Raw genomic sequence first — 18,063 nt, forward strand, 5'->3', positions numbered from 1 at the left:
CGGACCGTGGTGGCTAGGCGAGCAGCGCCGGGATGGTTCCCTCGTGCGCCTCGCGCAGTTCGGCCAGGGTCAGCTCGAACTCGCCCTGGAGCACGACCGCGTCACCGTCCACGACGCCGATGCGGACGAGGGGGAGACCACGGGCGCCGCACATGTCGTTGAAGCGGACCTCCTCGGAGCGCGGCACGGCGACGACCGCGCGGCCCGCCGACTCGGAGAAGAGGAAGGTGAAGGCGTCCAGGCCGTCCGGTACGACCAGCCGCGCGCCCTTGCCGCCGAGCAGCGCCGACTCGACGACCGCCTGGACCAGACCGCCGTCCGACAGGTCGTGCGCGGAGTCGATCATGCCGTCGCGGGAGGCGGAGATCAGGATCTCGGCCAGCAGGCGCTCGCGTTCCAGGTCCACGGCCGGCGGCAGACCGCCGAGGTGGTCATGGACCACCTGGGACCAGGCCGAGCCGCCGAACTCCTCCCGGGTGTCGCCGAGGAGGTAGAGCAGCTGGCCCTCCTCCTGGAAGGCGACGGGCGTGCGGCGGGCCACGTCGTCGATGACGCCCAGCACCGCCACCACCGGCGTGGGGTGGATGGCCGCCTCGCCGGTCTGGTTGTAGAGGGAGACGTTGCCGCCGGTCACCGGCGTGCCCAGCTGGAGGCAGCCGTCCGCGAGGCCGCGCACCGCCTCGGCGAACTGCCACATCACCGCCGGGTCCTCGGGCGAGCCGAAGTTCAGGCAGTCGGAGACCGCGAGGGGCTTCGCGCCGGTCGCCGCCACATTGCGGTACGCCTCCGCCAGCGCCAGCTGCGCACCCGTGTACGGGTCGAGCTTGGCGTAGCGGCCGTTGCCGTCGGTGGCGATGGCGACGCCGAGGCCGGTCTCCTCGTCGACCCGGATCATGCCGGAGTCCTCGGGCTGGGCGAGCACCGTGTTGCCCTGCACGAAGTGGTCGTACTGCGAGGTGATCCAGCTCTTGGACGCCTGGTTCGGGGAGGCCACCAGGGCGCGGACCTGCTCCCGCAGCTCCTCGCCGGTCACCGGCCGGGGCAGCTTGTTCGCGTCGTCCGCCTGGAGGTCGTCCTGCCAGGACGGGCGCGCGTACGGGCGCTCGTAGACCGGGCCCTCGTGCGCGACCGTGCGCGGGTCGACGTCGACGATCCTGCCGCCGTGCCAGTAGATCTCAAGCCGGTCGCCGTCGGTGACCTCGCCGATCACGGTGGCGATGACGTCCCACTTGGCGCAGATCTCAAGGAAGCGGTCGACCTTCTCCGGTTCGACGACCGCGCACATCCTTTCCTGCGACTCGCTCATGAGGATTTCCTCGGGCGAGAGCGTGGAGTCGCGCAGCGGTACGTCGTCCAGGGTGACGCGCATGCCGCCGGAGCCGTTGGAGGCCAGCTCGGAGGTGGCGCAGGACAGGCCGGCGGCGCCCAGGTCCTGGATGCCGACCACCAGCTTCTCCTGGAACGCCTCCAGGGTGCACTCGATGAGCAGCTTCTCCTGGAAGGGGTCGCCGACCTGGACGGCCGGCCGCTTGGAGGGCTTCGCGTCGTCGAAGGTCTCGGAGGCCAGGATGGAGGCGCCGCCGATGCCGTCGCCGCCGGTCCTGGCCCCGTACAGGATGACCTTGTTGCCGGCGCCCGACGCCTTCGCGAGGTGGATGTCCTCGTGCCGCATCACGCCGATGGCACCGGCGTTGACCAGCGGGTTGCCCTGGTAGCAGGCGTCGAAGACGACCTCGCCGCCGATGTTGGGCAGGCCCAGGCAGTTGCCGTAGCCGCCGATGCCGGCGACGACGCCGGGCAGCACCCGCTTGGTGTCGGGGTGGTCGGCCGCGCCGAACCGCAGCGGGTCGACGACCGCGACCGGGCGGGCGCCCATCGCGATGATGTCGCGGACGATGCCGCCGACGCCGGTGGCCGCGCCCTGGTAGGGCTCGACGTACGAAGGGTGGTTGTGCGACTCGACCTTGAAGGTCACGGCGTAGCCCTGGCCGACGTCCACGACGCCGGCGTTCTCCCCGATGCCGACGAGGAGCGCGTCGGACTCGGGGGCCTTCTCGCCGAACTGCCGCAGATGCACCTTGCTGCTCTTGTACGAGCAGTGCTCGGACCACATCACCGAGTACATGGCGAGTTCGGCGCCGGTCGGACGGCGGCCCAGGATCTCCACGATCCGCTCGTACTCGTCCTTCTTCAGTCCGAGTTCGGCCCAGGGCAGCTGGACGTCGGGGGTCTCGGCCGCGTGCTCGACCGTGTCCAGAGGGGTCCGGCTCATGCGGCCACCAGCTTCTTGAGGATCGAGGTGAAGAACGGGAGGCCGTCGGTGCGGCCGGTACCGATCAGCGGTTCCACGGCGTGCTCGGGGTGCGGCATGAGGCCGACGACGTTCCCGGCCTCGTTGGTGACGCCGGCGATGTCCCGGAGCGAACCGTTGGGGTTGCCGTAACCGTCGGCGGCCTCGCCGCCGGACACGTACCGGAACGCGACCCGGCCCTCGGCCTCCAGCTGGTCGAGGGTGTACTCGTCGGCGACGTACCGGCCGTCCATGTTCTTCAGCGGGATGCTGATCTCCTGGCCGTCGCGGTAGTCGCCGGTCCAGGCGGTCCGGGCGTTCTCCACGCGCAGCTTCTGCTCGCGGCAGACGAAGTGGAGGTGGTTGTTGCCGAGCATCGCGCCGGGCAGCAGGTGGGCCTCGGTGAGGATCTGGAAGCCGTTGCAGATGCCGAGCACCGGGAGCCCGGCCCTCGCCTGTTCGATGACGGTCTCCATCACCGGCGAGAACCGGGAGATGGCGCCGGCCCGCAGGTAGTCGCCGTAGGAGAAACCGCCGGGCAGCACCACCGCGTCGACCTGCTTGAGGTCCTTGTCCTTGTGCCACAGGGCGACCGGCTCGGCGCCCGCGAGGCGGACCGCACGCCGGGTGTCCTGGTCGTCGAGGCTGCCCGGGAAAGTGACGACGCCAATACGAGCGGTCACTTGGCGGCCTCCGCCACTTCCGCCGCTTCTTCGACCTTGACGGTGAAGTCCTCGATCACGGTGTTGGCGAGGAAGGATTCCGCAAGATCGTGGATGCGGGCGAGTACGGCCTCGTCGACCGGCCCGTCAACTTCCAGTTCGAATCGCTTTCCCTGACGTACATCGGAGATGCCTTCGAAACCCAGGCGCGGCAGCGCACGCTGGACCGCCTGGCCCTGGGGGTCGAGGATCTCCGGCTTGAGCATGACGTCGACTACGACGCGTGCCACTGGCACTCCCGGTGTGTGGTGCTGAGCTGGTTCCCTCAGACTACCGGCCCAAAATTTCTACGCGGGTAGAGTTGTAGGAACCTACGTGACTGCCATCACGATCCCGCATCGAAGGGGGGCACTTGTGAAAAGTTCCGGGAAAGATCCCCGCTCCGCCCCGCCCAAGCTATTGTCCTCGGACACGCTGAAGGATTTAGTCGGGCTTCACATTTCATTGCCGGGCACTGTACAAATGAATTGGCAATAGCCGATACTCGGCACGTCATCACAGCTGAGCTGTATGAGGTGCCGCACGAAGGGACCGATATTCGTGGCGCAGAAGGTCGTGGTCACTCTCTTTGACGACATTGACGGCTCGGAAGCGGCGGAAACGATCGCCTTCGGACTCGATGGCAAGTCGTACGAGATCGACCTGAACCAAGCCAATGCCAAGAAACTGCGTAGGGCCCTGGAGCCGTACGTGGCGGCCGGCCGCAAGCGGTCCAGGTCGGGCAAGGCGTACCGGCAGACGGAGGTCGCCCCCGATCCGGCGGCCGTCCGCGCCTGGGCCCAGGCGAACAAGATGGACGTGCCCGCGCGAGGCCGGATCCCCAAGAAGGTCTACGAGGCGTTCAGCGCCGCGCAGTGAGCGCGGCCGACGCCCGGTCATCCGCCCCTCGGCACAACCGACTTGCGCTGCACCCCTCCTGATCAGCTAGAGTCTGGAGCACGCCGAGGGGCAAGGCCGAAAGGCCGAAACCACCTCAGTCGTGCGGGTGTAGTTCAGTAGTAGAACATCCCCCTTCCAGGGGGAAGGCGCAGTGTGCAATTCCTGTCACCCGCTCTGCATCGCCATCCGGTCCCAAAGGATCAGGTAGGCTGGTGCCGCACCGATCGGTGGGAGCCGATCGGGAGCAGTGCGGACGTAGCTCAGTTGGTAGAGCGCAACCTTGCCAAGGTTGAGGTCGCGAGTTCGAGCCTCGTCGTCCGCTCGGGAATGAGACCCCGGTCCACCGGACCGGGGTCTTTTCATGTCCGCAGTCATTGTCGGCGGTTCCGCGCGCACCGCTCCGCGGGCCCTGACATTTGTCATGCCGAGCGATGACATCACGCACTGCTGCCCGGACCGGTCTGCCGGGACGCTGGTGTCATGGACGACAACGAGCACGAACACGTGATTGAGGTCACCGACCTCCGCCGTGTCTACGGGGGCGGGTTCGAAGCCGTGCGCGGGATCAGCTTCTCCGTGGCCCGCGGGGAGATCTTCGCGCTGCTGGGCACCAACGGAGCCGGCAAGACATCGACGGTCGAGGTACTCGAAGGGCTCGCGGCACCGGCCGACGGCCGGGTGCGGATCCTCGGCCACGATCCCCACCTGGAACGGGCCGCCGTACGCCCGCGCACCGGCATCATGCTCCAGGAGGGCGGCTTCCCCGCCGAACTGACCGTCGCCGAGACCGCCCGGTTGTGGGCGGACTGCGCGAGCCGGGCGCGCCGGGGAGCGGCCGGGGCACTGGCCCTGGTCGGCCTGGAAGGGAAGGCCGACGTACGGGTCAAGCAGTTGTCCGGGGGTGAACGGCGCCGTCTCGACCTGGCCCTCGCCGTGCTCGGCGAGCCCGAGGTGCTGTTCCTGGACGAGCCGACCACCGGTCTCGACGTCGAGGGCCGCCGGGACACCTGGGAGCTGGTGCGCGCGCTGCGCGACGCCGGCACCACCGTGCTGCTGACCACGCACTACCTGGAGGAGGCGGAGCACCTCGCCGACCGGCTCGCGATCATGCACGAAGGACGCATCGCCACCACCGGGACCCCGGCCGAGGTGACCGCCGAGCGGCCCTCCCGGATCGAGTTCGAACTGCCCACGGGCTACTTCCTCGGCGACCTGCCGCCCCTCGACGCGCTGGGGGTGTGCGGGCACGAGGTGACCGGACGGACGGTCCGGTTGCAGACCCGGCAGTTGCAACGCGCGGCCACCGGACTGCTGGTGTGGGCCGAGCGGAGCAAGGTCGAACTGCACGGCCTCGACGTCCGCTCGGCATCCCTGGAAGAGGCGTTCCTCGGCATCGCACAGGAGCGGGAGGCAGCCGCATGAGCACCCGACCCGGACAGCCCGACATGAGCACACAGCCCGGTCAACCCGACATGAGCACGCGGGCCGGCACGACCACACAGGTCCGCCCGGGCCCGGCGGACCGGCCGAGCGCCCCCGTCCGGCCCGGCCGCGCGTCACTCAGGCCCTCGGCCCGGCGGCTGCGCGCCCTCGCCCGCGCCGAGTTCACCCTCCTCGGCCGCAACCGGACCGCGATGGTCACGGCGCTGCTCGTGCCGCTCGCGCTGCCGTTCAGCCTGCGGCCCGCGCTCGGCGAGATGGACCTCAAGGGGCACGGTCTGAGCATCGGCGTGGTCATGCTGACCGCGGCGATCGGCTTCTCCTTCCTGTTCGCCGTGTACACCTCCGTGGTGAGCGCGTTCGTCGCCCGCCGTGAGGAACTGGTCCTCAAACGCCTGCGGACCGGCGAACTCGGCGACACGGAGATCCTCACCGGCACGGCCCTGCCCGCCATGAGCCTCGGCCTCGTACAGGCGCTGGTGCTGTCCGTGGGCTGCGCGGCGCTCCTCGACACCGGGGCGCCCAAGGCGGTGTACCTCACCGTCCTCGGCGTCCTGGCGGGCCTCGTCCTGTGTGCCGCGCTCGGCGCCCTCACCGCCGCCATCACCAGGACCGCGGAGAGCGCCCAGGTCACCGCGCTACCGCTGATCTTCGTATCCATGATCGGCTCGGGGGTGGTGATCCCCACCGACGTGATGCCCGACCGGGTCGCCGCCGTCTGCGAACTCCTCCCGCTCTCCCCGGCCGTCCGGCTGGTCCGCGGCGGCTGGACCGGCGAGCTGGACGCGCCCCAGGCCCTGGGCACCCTGGCCCTCGCGCTGGCCTGGGTCCTGGTGGCGGTGTTTGCTGTACGACGGTGGTTCCGCTGGGAACCGCGACGCTGACCGCGGACCGACCGACGACAGGGGCGCCGACGTCCCGGGGGGCCGACGCCTCGGGCACCGATGCCTCGGGGCCGCGGCCGGGCCGGTGAGCAGCGAGATGAGGAGACGAGGAGATGAGCAGGAGGAACGGCTGGTGGCGGCGCAAGAGCACGCCGGCCAAGGTGGAGACCTACACCCGCTGGTCGTTCCACGGCTTTTCGGTGATGGAATTCGCTGTACTCGGACTGCCGCTGTTCGGGATCGTGGACCCGGCCCTCGCCGGCTGGCTCGCGGGCCTGCTGCTGGTGCACTCCGTGCTCGGCGCCGTCACCGCCTCCCACGCGCTGGACTGGGCCCGCGGCCGACGCCCGCAGCCGACGCGGCTGCAATGGACGTACGGCGCCGTGAGCTTCGGGATCGCGCTGGCCGCGCTCGGCATCCAGGAGTACTGGCCCGGCGGCAGGGAGGTCGACGCGGCCACGGGGACGGTCTTCGCCGGCGTGCTGAGCTTCGGCGCCGGAATGGTGGCGCTCGGGGTACGCAACCGGCGGCGCGTGTTCGCGGTCGTGGCCGGCTTCGCGGTCGGCGCCGGGCTGGTCGCCTTCCCGCTGGGCATGCCCGCGCCCACCACGCTGATCACCGTCCTCGCGATCCTCGCCGGCTCCGGCCTCTACTCCTTCGCCTGCGTCTTCTCCGTCTGGCTGCTCAACGCGGTCTACGAACTCGACGACGCCCGCGAGACCCGCGCCCGGCTCGCCGTCGCCGAGGAGAGGCTGCGGTTCGGCCGGGACCTGCACGACGTCCTGGGGCGCAACCTCTCGGTGATCGCGCTCAAGGGCGAGCTGGCCGTGCAGCTCGCCCGGCGCGAGCGGCCGGAGGCCGTGGAGCAGATGATCGAGGTGCAGCGCATCGCGCAGGAGTCGCAGCGGGAGGTCCGGGAGGTCGTACGCGGCTACCGGGAAGCCGACCTCACCGTCGAACTCACCGGCGCCCAAGGCGTGTTGACCGCGGCCGGGATCGACTGCGAGGTGACGGGCGGGGCCGCGGGGCTGCCCGCCGAGGTCCAGTCGGCGCTGGGCTGGGTGGTGCGCGAGGCGACCACCAATGTGCTGCGGCACGGGAATGCCGGGCGGTGCCGTGTGGAGCTGGGGCTGCGTGCCGGACGGGTGGTGCTGACCGTGGAGAACGACGGACGGTCCGGGACCGGGAGCGGGAGCGGGAGCGGGGGTTCCGGGCTCGCGGGGCTGCGGGAGCGGCTGGCCGCGGTGGACGGGACGCTGGAGGCGGGCGCCGTCGGGAAGGACAGGTTCCGGCTGGTGGCGGAGGTGCCCTTGGCGGGTGAGAAAGGCGGCAGGACGCCTGAGTACGGTATGGCGCCTGAGAGCGGCGTGACGACCGGGAGCGGCGTGACTGCGGAGAGCGGCGTGACGACCGGGAGCGGCGTGACTGCGGAGAGCGGCGTGACGACCGGGAGCGGAGTACGACGATGAGTTCCCCGGTACGGCTGCTGCTCGCCGACGACGAACATCTCATCCGGGGCGCGCTGGCCGCGCTGCTCGCCCTGGAGGAGGACCTCCTCGTCGTGGCGGAGGCGGCCAGCGGGCCCGAGGCGCTGGCGATGGCCCGCGCCCACCGCCCGGACGTGGCCGTCCTGGATCTGCAGATGCCGGGCGCCGACGGTGTGAAGGTCGCCACATCCGTGCGGACCGAACTGCCGGAGTGCCAGGTGCTGATCGTCACCGGGCACGGCCGGCCCGGACATCTGAAACGGGCTCTCGCGGCGGGCGTGCGCGGCTTCGTCCCGAAGACGGTCAGCGCCCAGCGGCTCGCCGAGATCATCCGTACCGTGCACGCCGGAAACCGCTACGTCGACCCGGAGTTGGCCGCCGACGCAATCTCCGCCGGGGACTCGCCGCTGACCGCGCGGGAGGCCGAGGTGCTGGAGCTGGCGGCGGACGGGGCGCCGGTGGCGGAGATCGCCGAACGGGCCGCGCTGTCCCAGGGGACCGTGCGGAACTACCTGTCGTCCGCTGTGACGAAACTCGGCGCGGACAACCGGCACGCGGCGGTCCGTCTCGCCCGGGAGCGAGGTTGGGTATAGTTGCTCTCGCGCCACGGCGCATGCGGACGTAGCTCAGTTGGTAGAGCGCAACCTTGCCAAGGTTGAGGTCGCGAGTTCGAGCCTCGTCGTCCGCTCCAGAAGGAAGCCCCCCGGCCGGTGCCGGGGGGCTTCTTCGTGGTCGTTCGAGAGTCGCGACCAGGGCCCCGTCACCGCCGGGGCTGTGCGCCCTACGACCAGCTCAGGCCGGTCAGATGCTCGTACGCCTCCAGGTACTTCGCCCGGGTCGCCGTCACGATCTCCTCCGGCAGCGGCGGCGGAGGCTGCTCGCTCCTGCGGTCCCAGCCGGAGGCGGCGGAGGTCAGCCAGTCACGCACGAACTGCTTGTCGTACGACGGCTGCGGCCGGCCCGGGTGCCACTGCGCGGCGGGCCAGAAACGGGAGGAGTCCGGGGTGAGGACCTCGTCGGCGAGGACGAGGGTGGTCCCGTCGAAGCCGAACTCGAACTTGGTGTCCGCGAGGATGATCCCGCGGTCGCGGGCGATGTCGCGGGCCCGGCCGTAGACGGCGAGGGTGGCCTGGCGCAGCTGGGCCGCGGTCTCCGCGCCGACCTGGCGGGCGACCTCCTCGTAGGAGACGTTCTCGTCGTGCTCGCCGACCTCGGCCTTGGTGGCCGGGGTGAAGATCGGGCCGGGCAGTTCGGAGCCGTCGACCAGGCCCTCGGGCAGGGCGAGGCCGCAGACGGTCCGGGACTCGTCGTACTCGATCAGGCCCGAGCCCGTGAGGTAGCCGCGGGCCACACACTCCACCGGGACCATCCGCAGGGACTTGCAGACGAGGGTGCGGCCCGCCCAGTCAGCGGGGGCGCCGGCGGGCAGTTCCGTGCTCAGCACGTGGTTCGGAAGAAGATCGGCGAGCTGGTCGAACCACCAGAGGGAGAGCTGGGTGAGCACCCGGCCCTTGTCGGGGATCTCGGTCTGCAACACCCAGTCGTACGCGGACATGCGGTCACTGGCGACCATCACGAGGTCACCCGCCTCGTTCTGGTACAGCTCGCGCACCTTTCCGGTGTGCAGATGCACCAGGCCCGGAACCTGGATCGGTTCGGGCTTTTCAACGAATCCGGACACGGTTCCTCCCCGTGGTTCTGTCCAATGGGTCGATTGTCCCGTATCGGACAGGAGCCACCGACAGGGGGTCGGCCGGTGTGGATCAATCGCGGGGGATCAGCCGCAAGGGATCAGCCGCAGGAGGCCGACCAGCCCTAGGAGACCAGCCCTAGGAGACCAGTCGTAGGAGACCAGCCGAAGGGGGTCGGCCTGCGGGGCAGTCGGTGACGGGCAGGCGAAGCAGGGGCGGGGGCAGGGGACGGGAAGCAGGGGATAAAGGACGGCGGGCAGCGGGCAAGTGGTCAGTCGCGCTTGCAGATGCGGTCCAGCAGGTTCGCCGTCGCGCGTTGGACTCGGCTGTCCACATGGCCGGGGCGGTCCAGGGCCGGGGACCAGGCGAACGTGCCGGACGCGAAGACGATCGCGCCGGAGGGCGCCCGGTACAGCGAGGTCTCCTGGTGGCGCAGAGCGCCGTCGTTGTCGGTGTAGGGCGAGTGGGCGAGCAGGATGCGCTCCTCGTGCTCGGGCAGCAGGGTGCGCGGGAAGTAGCGGTCCGCCTCGCCCGCCACCAGACCGGCCAGTTCGTCGCCCTCGTGCGCTCCCGTGGCCTCCCACAGCCAGTGGTTCGCGTTGCGCACGACCAGGGGCCGGGGTTCGGGGACGCGGCCCGCGTACTGGATGCCGACGAGCTGCTGTTCGGGCCGGTCGATCTCGCGCCAGAGCGCCGGCCGGCCCGGCCCCTTGCGCTTGCGGCAGGTGAGCAGCCGGTCCGGGACGCCGGTCGGGGCGGGGCCCAACTCCACCTGCCAGTACATGGTGTTGGCGGACAGGAAGACCAGCGAGGTGCCGCTCTCCCGGGCCAGTTCCACGGTGCGGCGCATGCTGGTCGACCAGTACTCGTCGTGGCCGGGGAAGACCAGGCCCCGGTACCGGGTGGGGTCGATGCGGCCGGCGTGCAGGTCGCGGGCGTCGGCGTAGGCGAGGTCGTAGCCGTAGCGCTCGGCCCAGCGGATGAAGTCGTAGGCGTGGCCCACGTGCAGGGGCAGGCCCGCGCCCGCGTACGGGCGGTCGAAGGAGACCGTGGTCGCCGCCTCGGACTCGCCGAGCAGCCGGCCCGCGTCGTCCCAGGCGTGGTAGAGGCTGGCGCCGGTGTGACCGTCCTCCGGGTAGAGGTTGTACGCCTGCCAGGTGACGTCGGGCAGCAGCAGGAGCAGATCGGCGAGGTGGTTGTCGCGGATCGTGAACGGCACGTGGGAGCGGTAGCCGTCGGCGGTGGTGAGGACGGCGACATAGGCGCCGATGCTCCAGTACGACGGGATCTGCAACCGCCAGGACAGCCACCAGTGGTGGCAGGAGACCGTACGGTCCGCGGTCAGCGGCGGGGGCTGGACGATGCCGGAGAGCCGCGGGCTGGTGGTGATCTTGGCGGCGCCGTCGCCCCCGTAGTGGCCGATCCGGTAGATGTCGACGCCGAACTCCTGCGGCGGATCGACCGTGATGTGGAAGTCGAGGGCCTCGCCCGGCGCTGCCGCGCCGGTCGACGTGAAGCCCTTGATCTGCCGGTGCACGTCGTCGGCCGAGCGGGGGCCGCCGGCCGAACGCGGCGCCGGAATCCGGCTGTTGCCGTCGGCGGACCGCTGCGGAATCGGGTCCACGTACCAGGGGACGACGTGGCCCGTGTCGTCGAAATAGGTCTCGCTGCCCCGCAGCCAGGGAACGGGGCCCTGCCCGAAGGGATCGCTGACGGCGTGTGCGAGTGCGCCGGACTCCCAGCGGCGGATGTGTTCGGATCCCATGGTCGCTCCCCTCCCTCGTGCCCCCGTGGTGCGCCGTCCGCGCTGCCGTGTACCGCCTGTCCCGGCCGTGTGCGCGAACTGTCCCAGCACATCACATTCTGCACGCGCGTAGTCACTATTCGTTGCCAATTGACCGAAAGTGGAACGTAGTACTCCGGTAGGTTGGCCGCCTTTTCTGCTGTCCACGGGCGTCTACCAGCATCGACGGGCAAGTGCGGGGCAGCTGACGACCGCCGCCCGCGGCTCACGGCCGTCACCCACGGCTCACGGCCTCAACCACGACCCGCCGCTGTCAACCGCCGTTCCGTTCCCAGCCGTCCGGGAGCGGTCGGGAATCCCACGGGAGGTCGAGCGCCGAGCCCCTGGCGGGGCGGGAAGCCGAGGGCGGGAAGCCGAGGGCGGCGGGGCCCGTCAGACCAGCCGTACCGGCTTCTCCGGCCGTATTCCTGACTCGGCCAGCCAGGCGCGCAGCGGGGCCGGATCACCGTCCTCGGTCAGGCTGAGCACTCGGGAACCCAGGTCGACGGCCCGCTCGCCGTTGAGGATCAGGGACGGACCGTCGAGCCAGTCAAGACCGGGGGCGGCACCCGCGGTGTCCACCGCGGCGCAGCAGACCATCGCCGCCACGTGGTCGGCGAGCAGTTCGCGGGCGGAACGCGGGGGCTGGAGCGGGAACAGCGGCAGGGCGCCGCCGTCCCAGAGGGCAGTGTCGGGGCCCTGGCCGGGGACGGCCCGCCCGGTCGCGGCGGCGTGGGCCGTCGCCGAGGCTTCCTCGCGGGCCACCTCGGCGCTGAGCCGGGCGGCGAGCGCAGCGCCGTGCCGGGTCTCGGCATCGACATCGACGTCGGCACCCGCATCTCGGCCACCACCCATGTCCGAACCCGCACCCCGTCCCGAGAGATACCCGTCGACTGCCTCCGATGTCCCCGACATCTCTGACACCCCTGATGTCTCTGCCATCTCCGATGTCTCCGATATCTCTGATGTCTCCGATATTGCTGATGCTTCCGAGGCGTGCCCGGCCGGCTCCGCGGCGGGCCCGCTCGCCGACGGCTGAGGCCGGGGGGTGGGCCGACCGCCGCCGGGGCTCGGGTGTCCGGTGTCGGGGGCGGCGTGGGCGCCGAAGTCTCCGTCGAGTTCGAGACCGAGATCGAGGCCGAGATCGAGGTCTCCGGCCTTGCCGAGATCTCCGTCGTCGGAGCCGAGGTCGGAGCGGTCCGTGGCACCGATTCGGGAGACGTTGTCGAATCGGCCGGCGCTGTCGATGCGATCGGCGCTGCGGGGGCCGGCGGGGGCATCATGATCGGCGCGGACGTCGTGATCGGTATGGACGTCATGGCCGGTGCGGACGTCGTGATCGGCGCGGACGTCGTGATCGGCGCGGACGTCGTGATCGGCGCGGACGTCGTGATCGGCGCGGACGTCGTGATCGGCGATGCCGGTATCGGTGGGCTGGTCCGGCGGTGCCGACAGGTGGTCGAGGACGCGGGCCAGGGTAGGGCCCTCCGGGTACCGGGCGGTGAGGTCCGGGGCCGGGCGTACGCCCAGGGAGTCCAGGACGCGGTGGAGGCGGGCCGCGTCCGTGCGCCACTTGCGGTCGACGACCTCCTCCGGATACTCCTGCCAGTCGACCGGGGACCAGTCGGGTCCCCGCTCCGCCGGGCCGCCGTGAAAGAGCCGGGCGGCGAGCAGCGAGGCGGCCTCGTCCACGGTGCCGGGCTCCTCCAGCAGGTCGCAGGCGGGGCGCTCACCGAGACGTGAGGCGTAGCCCTCGGCCAATCGGTCGCGCCGGGAGAGTTCGGTGAGCGCCGCGACGACGCCCGCGTCCAGCCGGGACGGCCAGCGGCCCATCCGCCAGGCGGGGAGCGCGACACGGGTCAGCAGCCGGTCCCAGCCCGCGTACGCCAGCCCCACCTGCTCCTGGGCGACGATCCGCAGCCCGTAGTCCACGGCCTGGGCCCGCTCGGCGGCAGCCGCCGCCACCCCTCGCTCCATCTCCGCGGCGTGCCCCCGGCAGCCGCGCAGCAGCAGTCGGGCCACCCAGCCGACGCCCGCCAGCACGGTGCGGGAGACCGGGTCGCGGCCGGGCGCCGCGGTCACCGCCACCGCCGCGTCAAGACCGCGGACGAAACGGCGGGCCGCCGCTATGTCGGGGTGCGCCGAAGGTCCCGTACCGGCGATGACCGGGGCGAGGACCGCGCGCAGTTCGCCGACCCGCATCCACCACAGGAACGGGGAGCCGATGACGAGGACGGGCGCGGTCGGCGCACGCCGGTGCGGGCGCCGCGCCGGGGCCGTCAGTGCGTCCCGGCCGCGTGGCGCGGGCAGGCCGTGTGCCGGGTGGGTACGGTCCTCCAGCCAGCTGTCGCAGTCCGGGGTGAGCGCTATGGCGGACGGCGCCGGAACGTCCAGCCGGTCGGCGAGGTCGCGCACCATCCGGTACAGATCCGGGGCGGAGTCCTCGGAGATCGGGATCGTCGGGCTCACGGCGGGGCGGGCCCGGGCCACGACCATCGCGACGACCGCCGCGGCCAGCAGCACCAGCAGGGCGACCGCCGCCACGACACCGCGCGCGGTGTCCCAGCCGCCACCCACGAGATGGCCGGTGGTGCCACCGGTCAACAGGATCACGGCCGCCGCCGCGGGCAGCAGCGCCACGGCCAGCGCCCGGCCGCGCACCCGCAGCACGGCGATGGCCCGGGAGCGCGCGGCCTGCGCGCCCGCCTCCACACCCATACCGGTCACGACCGGACGTCACCCCCTCACTGTCCTGGCGCTTTCCTGGCCTTGCTCACTCCCCCACTGTGGCACCCGCCACTGACATCGCAATGCCGGTGGGCCAAGTGCCGGAACGCTTGCGCCGCACCCTAGTTGGGGCCCCGGCCCCCGTCAGCCGGATGGAACATCGCTCACTCGATGGAATGGCTTTGGTCAAAGGTGAATGACGGACAGCAAAGATCAGGCCCCGGATTTCCGCCCGGGGCCTGCGCTGCGTCGACCGCTGCGTCGACCGGCGGTTCTCAGACTCCGGCCGCCTTCGCCGCGATGTCCGTGCGGTGCTGGGAGCCGTCCAGCCCGATGCGGGCGACGGCCGCGTACGCACGGTCGCGGGCCTCGGTCAGGTCCGAACCGGTCGCCGTGACGGACAGGACCCGGCCACCGGCGCTGACGATCGCGTCGCCGTCGCGCCTGGTCCCGGCGTGCAGGACGTACGCCTGCGGGGCGTCCGTGGCGGCCACCTCGCCGAGGCCGGTGATCGGGTCGCCCGTGCGCGGGCTGCCCGGATAGTTGTGCGAGGCGACGACCACGGTGACCGCGGCGTCCTCGCTCCAGCGCAGCGGCTCCAGATCGTCGAGGGTGCCCCGGGCGGCGGCGAGCAGTACGCCGGCCAGCGGTGTCTTCAGCCGGGCCAGCACCACCTGGGTCTCGGGGTCGCCGAAGCGGGCGTTGAACTCGATGACCCGGACACCGCGCGAGGTGATCGCGAGCCCGGCGTAGAGCAGCCCGGAGAAGGGCGTGCCGCGGCGGCGCAGCTCGTCGACGGTCGGCTGCAGAACGGTCTGCAGGACCTCATCCACCAGCTTGGGATCGGCCCACGGCAGCGGCGAGTACGCGCCCATCCCGCCGGTGTTCGGCCCTTCGTCCCCGTCCAGGGCGCGCTTGAAGTCCTGCGCGGGCTGGAGCGGGACGACGGTCTCGCCGTCGGTGATCGCGAACAGGGACACCTCGGGACCGTCGAGGAACTCCTCGACCACCACGCGCTCGCAGACGGCGGCGTGCGCCTTCGCGGCGTCGAGGTCGCGGGTGACGACGACGCCCTTGCCCGCGGCCAGCCCGTCGTCCTTGACGACGTACGGCGCACCGAAGGCGTCGAGCGCCGTGGCGGCCTCGTCGGCGCTGGTGCAGACGTACGAACGGGCGGTGGGCACCCCCGCCGCCGCCATCACGTCCTTGGCGAAGGCTTTGGACCCTTCGATCCGGGCGGCCTCCGCGGACGGGCCGAACACCGGGATGCCGACGGCGCGCACGGCGTCGGCGACCCCGGCGACCAGCGGGGCCTCCGGGCCGACGACCACGAGGTCGGCGCCGAGCTCGGTGGCCAGCGCGGACACGGCCGCGCCGTCCAGGGCGTCGACCCGGTGCAACTCGGCGACCTCGGCGATGCCGGCGTTGCCGGGGGCGCAGTGCAGCGCGGTGACGGCGGGGTCGAGGGACAGGGAACGGCACAGGGCGTGTTCGCGGGCGCCACTACCGATGACGAGGACCTTCACGGGGTCAGCCTAACCGGCACGGGGGAACCGACTTGTGCGGGCTTCCGAGGACTGGGGCACGGCGGAGTCAGGCGAACCTCCAAAGGGGCATACGTCCCGGCACCCTGCCTCTTCGGACCGGTGCCCTCTGCGGTTGGGCCCTGGTCCCCGCACCCACCCCACTCACCTCACACGCTCTACCCGTTCACCCCGTTCACCCCGCTCTACTCGTCATCCCATTCCACTCGCTCTACTCGTTCGAGATCTCTTCCACCACCGTCGCCCCCAGCTCGCGCACGATCAGCTCGTGACCGGAGAGGGCCGACTCGTCGAGGTCGGGATCGTCGTCCTCGGGGATGTCGTCCTCGAGGGCGACCGGTGGCGGCTCGGGGGCTGCCGCGGGCTGGGCGGACGGGGGCTGAGCGGCCGACGCGGAGGTCTGCGGTCTGCTCTGGACCGCGGTCGGCGGCTGGGCGGTCGGCTGGGGCGCGGCGGAGCGCTGGGGGGACCCGGCACCCGACCCGCCGTAGCCTCCACCGCCGCCTGCGCCTGTTCCCGCGCTTCCGACGGCTCCACCGCCGCCGCCGTAACCGCCGGCGTTGCCGCCCCCGCCGTAGCCCTGGGGGCCGCCGGTGGGCGCGACGGCCGAGCCGCCCGACGGGTCGACGATCGCCTCGATCTTCCACTGCACGTTGAACTGTTCGGCCAGCGCCTGCCGCAGCACGTCCTCGGAGCCGCTGCTCGTGAAGTTGTCACGGGCCCCGGCGTTGACGAAGCCGAGTTGGAGGGTGGTGCCGTCGAAGCCCGCGACCTGGGCGTTCTGGCTGAGCAGGATCCAGGTGAAGCGGCGACGGTTCTTGACGGCCTCCAGGATGTTCGGCCAGAGCATGCGGGGGTCGAGGCCACCGGGGCCCGGGGCCGCCGCCGGGACCTGGGGGGCGACGGCGGGCGAAGCTTGCGGGGTGGCGGCGGGCGGGGCCGGGGGCTGCTGTCCACCGCCCGCCGGAGCCGCCGTGGGCCAGCCGCCGGGCCGTCGGCCGCCGCCCGCGGGCGCCGCGGTGGGCCAGCCGCCCGGGGCCGCCGCGGCGGCGGGAGGGGCTGCGGGGGCCTGCGGGGCGGCCGGTTCGGGAGCAGGCGGGGTGGGCTGCGCGGCGGGCGCGACAGCGGCGGGAGCCTGCGGGCTTTCAGCGGCCGGAGCCATGGGCGTCGTGGATGACGCGGGTGACACGGGCGCCGCCCCGGACGCCGCGGCGGACGGATTGACCGGAGGAGTGGCGGGCGGAGTGCCGGGCGGCGGTGTCATTGAGGACGCGCCGCCCCCTGGTGCCCGTACGGCCGCGCGCACCGCGGCGGGCCCGCCGCCGGGCAGCCCGCCGCCCCCGCCCAGGTGGGCGTCGCCTCCCAGGTGGGCATCGGGACCGGGAACGTACCCCGCCGCGGGCGCGCCGCCGCCACCGGAGAAGTTGACGCCGCGCTCCAGCCGGTCGAGACGGGCCATGACGGAACGCTCGTCCCCGTAGGCCGCGGGGAGCAGCACGCGCGCGCAGATGAGTTCGAGCTGGAGGCGGGGCGACGTGGCACCGCGCATCTCCGTCAGCCCCTCGTTGACGAGGTCGGCGGCACGGCTCAGCTCGGCCGTCCCGAAGGTGCCGGCCTGGGCCTGCATGCGCTCGACGACATCCACCGGAGCGTCGATGAGCCCCTTCTCCACGGCGTCCGGCACAGCGGCGAGGATCACCAGGTCACGCAGCCGCTCCAGCAGATCGGCGACGAACCGGCGGGGGTCGTTGCCCCCTTCGATCACCCGGTCCACGACCTCGAAGGCGGCCGCCCCGTCACCGGTGGCGAACGCCTCCACGACGGAGTCGAGCAGCGACCCGTCGGTGTACCCGAGCAGCGAGGTGGCCATGGTGTACGTGACACCCTCGGCGCCCGAGCCCGCGAGCAGCTGGTCCATGACGGACATGGAGTCACGCACGGACCCGGCCCCGGCGCGCACGACGAGCGGAAGCACTCCGTCCGCGACCGGGATGTCCTCCTTGCGGCACACCTCCGCGAGGTACTCCCGCAGGGTGCCGGGCGGCACGAGCCGGAACGGGTAGTGATGCGTCCGCGACCGGATGGTGCCGATGACCTTCTCGGGCTCGGTGGTGGCGAAGATGAACTTGAGATGCTCCGGCGGCTCCTCGACGACCTTCAGCAGGGCGTTGAAGCCTGCCGACGTGACCATGTGGGCCTCGTCGATGATGTAGATCTTGTACCGGCTGCCCGCGGGCCCGAAGAAAGCCTTCTCGCGCAGGTCACGGGCGTCGTCCACGCCACCGTGGGACGCCGCGTCGATCTCGATGACGTCGATGGAACCGGGCCCGTTCCTGGCCAGGTCCCGACAGGACTGGCACTCGCCGCACGGTGTGGGCGTCGGCCCCTGCTCGCAGTTCAGACAGCGGGCCAGGATGCGCGCGCTGGTCGTCTTGCCACACCCGCGCGGCCCGCTGAACAGGTACGCGTGATTGACCCGGTTGTTCCGCAGCGCCTGCTGCAGCGGGTCGGTGACATGCTCCTGCCCGATGACCTCGGCGAAGGTCTCCGGGCGATAGCGGCGGTACAGCGCGAGAGACGACACGCATACGAGGTTATAGGCGCCCACTGACAACG

At 71.9% G+C, this 18,063-nt stretch carries 13 protein-coding genes and 3 tRNA genes; 9 read left to right on the forward strand and 7 right to left on the reverse strand.

Going from position 1 to position 18,063, the window contains the following annotated elements:
- Positions 1–13: 13 nt before the first annotated feature.
- From purL to purS, 3 genes are read right to left on the reverse strand one after another with little or no spacing between them, the layout of a single operon-like run.
- Positions 14–2,272 (reverse strand): phosphoribosylformylglycinamidine synthase subunit PurL, encoded by a 2,259-nt coding sequence (gene purL / locus ACFY2B_RS33820; protein ID WP_390766898.1) that lies wholly within the window; start codon positions 2,270–2,272, stop codon positions 14–16.
- Positions 2,269–2,973, reverse strand: coding sequence for a phosphoribosylformylglycinamidine synthase subunit PurQ (gene purQ / locus ACFY2B_RS33825; protein ID WP_376527641.1), 705 nt, complete (start codon positions 2,971–2,973; stop codon positions 2,269–2,271). Before purQ ends, purL begins: the two co-directional genes overlap by 4 nt.
- Positions 2,970–3,242: a phosphoribosylformylglycinamidine synthase subunit PurS gene (gene purS, locus ACFY2B_RS33830; RefSeq protein ID WP_093825677.1), complete on the reverse strand. Its 273-nt coding sequence runs from the start codon at positions 3,240–3,242 to the stop codon at positions 2,970–2,972. Before purS ends, purQ begins: the two co-directional genes overlap by 4 nt.
- Positions 3,243–3,552: 310 nt before the next feature.
- Here purS and ACFY2B_RS33835 point away from each other — a divergent pair, with 310 nt between their 5' ends.
- The 8 genes from ACFY2B_RS33835 (at position 3,553) to ACFY2B_RS33870 (ending at position 8,393) form a co-directional block, all read left to right on the forward strand.
- Complete coding sequence (locus tag ACFY2B_RS33835; RefSeq protein ID WP_121895231.1) at positions 3,553–3,870, forward strand: Lsr2 family protein; 318 nt, start codon at positions 3,553–3,555, stop codon at positions 3,868–3,870.
- A gap of 123 nt (positions 3,871–3,993) precedes the next feature.
- Positions 3,994–4,065, forward strand: a tRNA-Gly gene (locus ACFY2B_RS33840).
- 75 nt (positions 4,066–4,140) lie between these two features.
- Positions 4,141–4,213 (forward strand) — tRNA-Gly (locus ACFY2B_RS33845).
- Positions 4,214–4,371: 158 nt separating this feature from the next.
- Complete coding sequence (locus tag ACFY2B_RS33850; protein WP_390766899.1) at positions 4,372–5,313, forward strand: ABC transporter ATP-binding protein; 942 nt, start codon at positions 4,372–4,374, stop codon at positions 5,311–5,313.
- A complete protein-coding gene (locus ACFY2B_RS33855) occupies positions 5,310–6,215 on the forward strand; it encodes an ABC transporter permease (RefSeq protein ID WP_390766900.1) in 906 nt (301 codons plus the stop codon). Before ACFY2B_RS33850 ends, ACFY2B_RS33855 begins: the two co-directional genes overlap by 4 nt.
- A 113-nt stretch (positions 6,216–6,328) precedes the next feature.
- On the forward strand, positions 6,329–7,684 hold the full coding sequence (locus tag ACFY2B_RS33860) for a sensor histidine kinase (RefSeq protein ID WP_390766901.1): 1,356 nt from the start codon (positions 6,329–6,331) through the stop codon (positions 7,682–7,684).
- Positions 7,681–8,295, forward strand: coding sequence for a response regulator (locus tag ACFY2B_RS33865; RefSeq protein WP_390766902.1), 615 nt, complete (start codon positions 7,681–7,683; stop codon positions 8,293–8,295). Before ACFY2B_RS33860 ends, ACFY2B_RS33865 begins: the two co-directional genes overlap by 4 nt.
- A gap of 22 nt (positions 8,296–8,317) precedes the next feature.
- Positions 8,318–8,393: transfer RNA gene (locus tag ACFY2B_RS33870), tRNA-Gly, on the forward strand.
- 90 nt (positions 8,394–8,483) lie between these two features.
- Here the strand turns inward: ACFY2B_RS33870 and ACFY2B_RS33875 are convergent.
- On the reverse strand, positions 8,484–9,383 hold the full coding sequence (locus ACFY2B_RS33875) for a phosphoribosylaminoimidazolesuccinocarboxamide synthase (protein WP_390766903.1): 900 nt from the start codon (positions 9,381–9,383) through the stop codon (positions 8,484–8,486).
- Between the two features lie 281 nt (positions 9,384–9,664).
- The gene (locus ACFY2B_RS33880; RefSeq protein WP_390766904.1) at positions 9,665–11,158 is read right to left on the reverse strand and encodes a N,N-dimethylformamidase beta subunit family domain-containing protein; all 1,494 of its coding nucleotides are present in this window, start codon (positions 11,156–11,158) and stop codon (positions 9,665–9,667) included.
- A gap of 1,335 nt (positions 11,159–12,493) precedes the next feature.
- Here ACFY2B_RS33880 and ACFY2B_RS33885 point away from each other — a divergent pair.
- Positions 12,494–12,919, forward strand: a complete 426-nt coding sequence (locus ACFY2B_RS33885) for a hypothetical protein (protein ID WP_390766971.1) — start codon at positions 12,494–12,496, stop codon at positions 12,917–12,919.
- 1,259 nt (positions 12,920–14,178) lie between these two features.
- Here ACFY2B_RS33885 and purD read toward each other — a convergent pair.
- Together purD and ACFY2B_RS33895 are read right to left on the reverse strand one after the other, a co-directional pair.
- Entirely contained in the window at positions 14,179–15,429 is a 1,251-nt protein-coding gene (purD, locus tag ACFY2B_RS33890; protein ID WP_376527625.1) for a phosphoribosylamine--glycine ligase, read from the reverse strand.
- 229 nt (positions 15,430–15,658) lie between these two features.
- Positions 15,659–18,031, reverse strand: a complete 2,373-nt coding sequence (locus ACFY2B_RS33895; protein WP_390766905.1) for a DNA polymerase III subunit gamma and tau — start codon at positions 18,029–18,031, stop codon at positions 15,659–15,661.
- Between the last annotated feature and the right edge of the window lie 32 nt (positions 18,032–18,063).

It is taken from the genome of Streptomyces sp. NPDC001270 (assembly GCF_042896695.1).
Lineage (GTDB): Bacteria > Actinomycetota > Actinomycetes > Streptomycetales > Streptomycetaceae > Streptomyces.

What these genes read in the sequence shown, in the direction of transcription:
- purL (WP_390766898.1), bottom strand. Translation starts at nt 2,272, where the DNA reads ATGAGCCGGACCCCTCTGGACACGGTCGAGCACGCGGCCGAGACCCCC.
- ACFY2B_RS33850 (WP_390766899.1), top strand. Translation starts at nt 4,372, where the DNA reads ATGGACGACAACGAGCACGAACACGTGATTGAGGTCACCGACCTCCGC.
- ACFY2B_RS33855 (WP_390766900.1), top strand. Translation starts at nt 5,310, where the DNA reads ATGAGCACCCGACCCGGACAGCCCGACATGAGCACACAGCCCGGTCAA.
- ACFY2B_RS33860 (WP_390766901.1), top strand. Translation starts at nt 6,329, where the DNA reads ATGAGCAGGAGGAACGGCTGGTGGCGGCGCAAGAGCACGCCGGCCAAG.
- ACFY2B_RS33865 (WP_390766902.1), top strand. Translation starts at nt 7,681, where the DNA reads ATGAGTTCCCCGGTACGGCTGCTGCTCGCCGACGACGAACATCTCATC.
- ACFY2B_RS33880 (WP_390766904.1), bottom strand. Translation starts at nt 11,158, where the DNA reads ATGGGATCCGAACACATCCGCCGCTGGGAGTCCGGCGCACTCGCACAC.
- ACFY2B_RS33885 (WP_390766971.1), top strand. Translation starts at nt 12,494, where the DNA reads ATGGCCGGTGCGGACGTCGTGATCGGCGCGGACGTCGTGATCGGCGCG.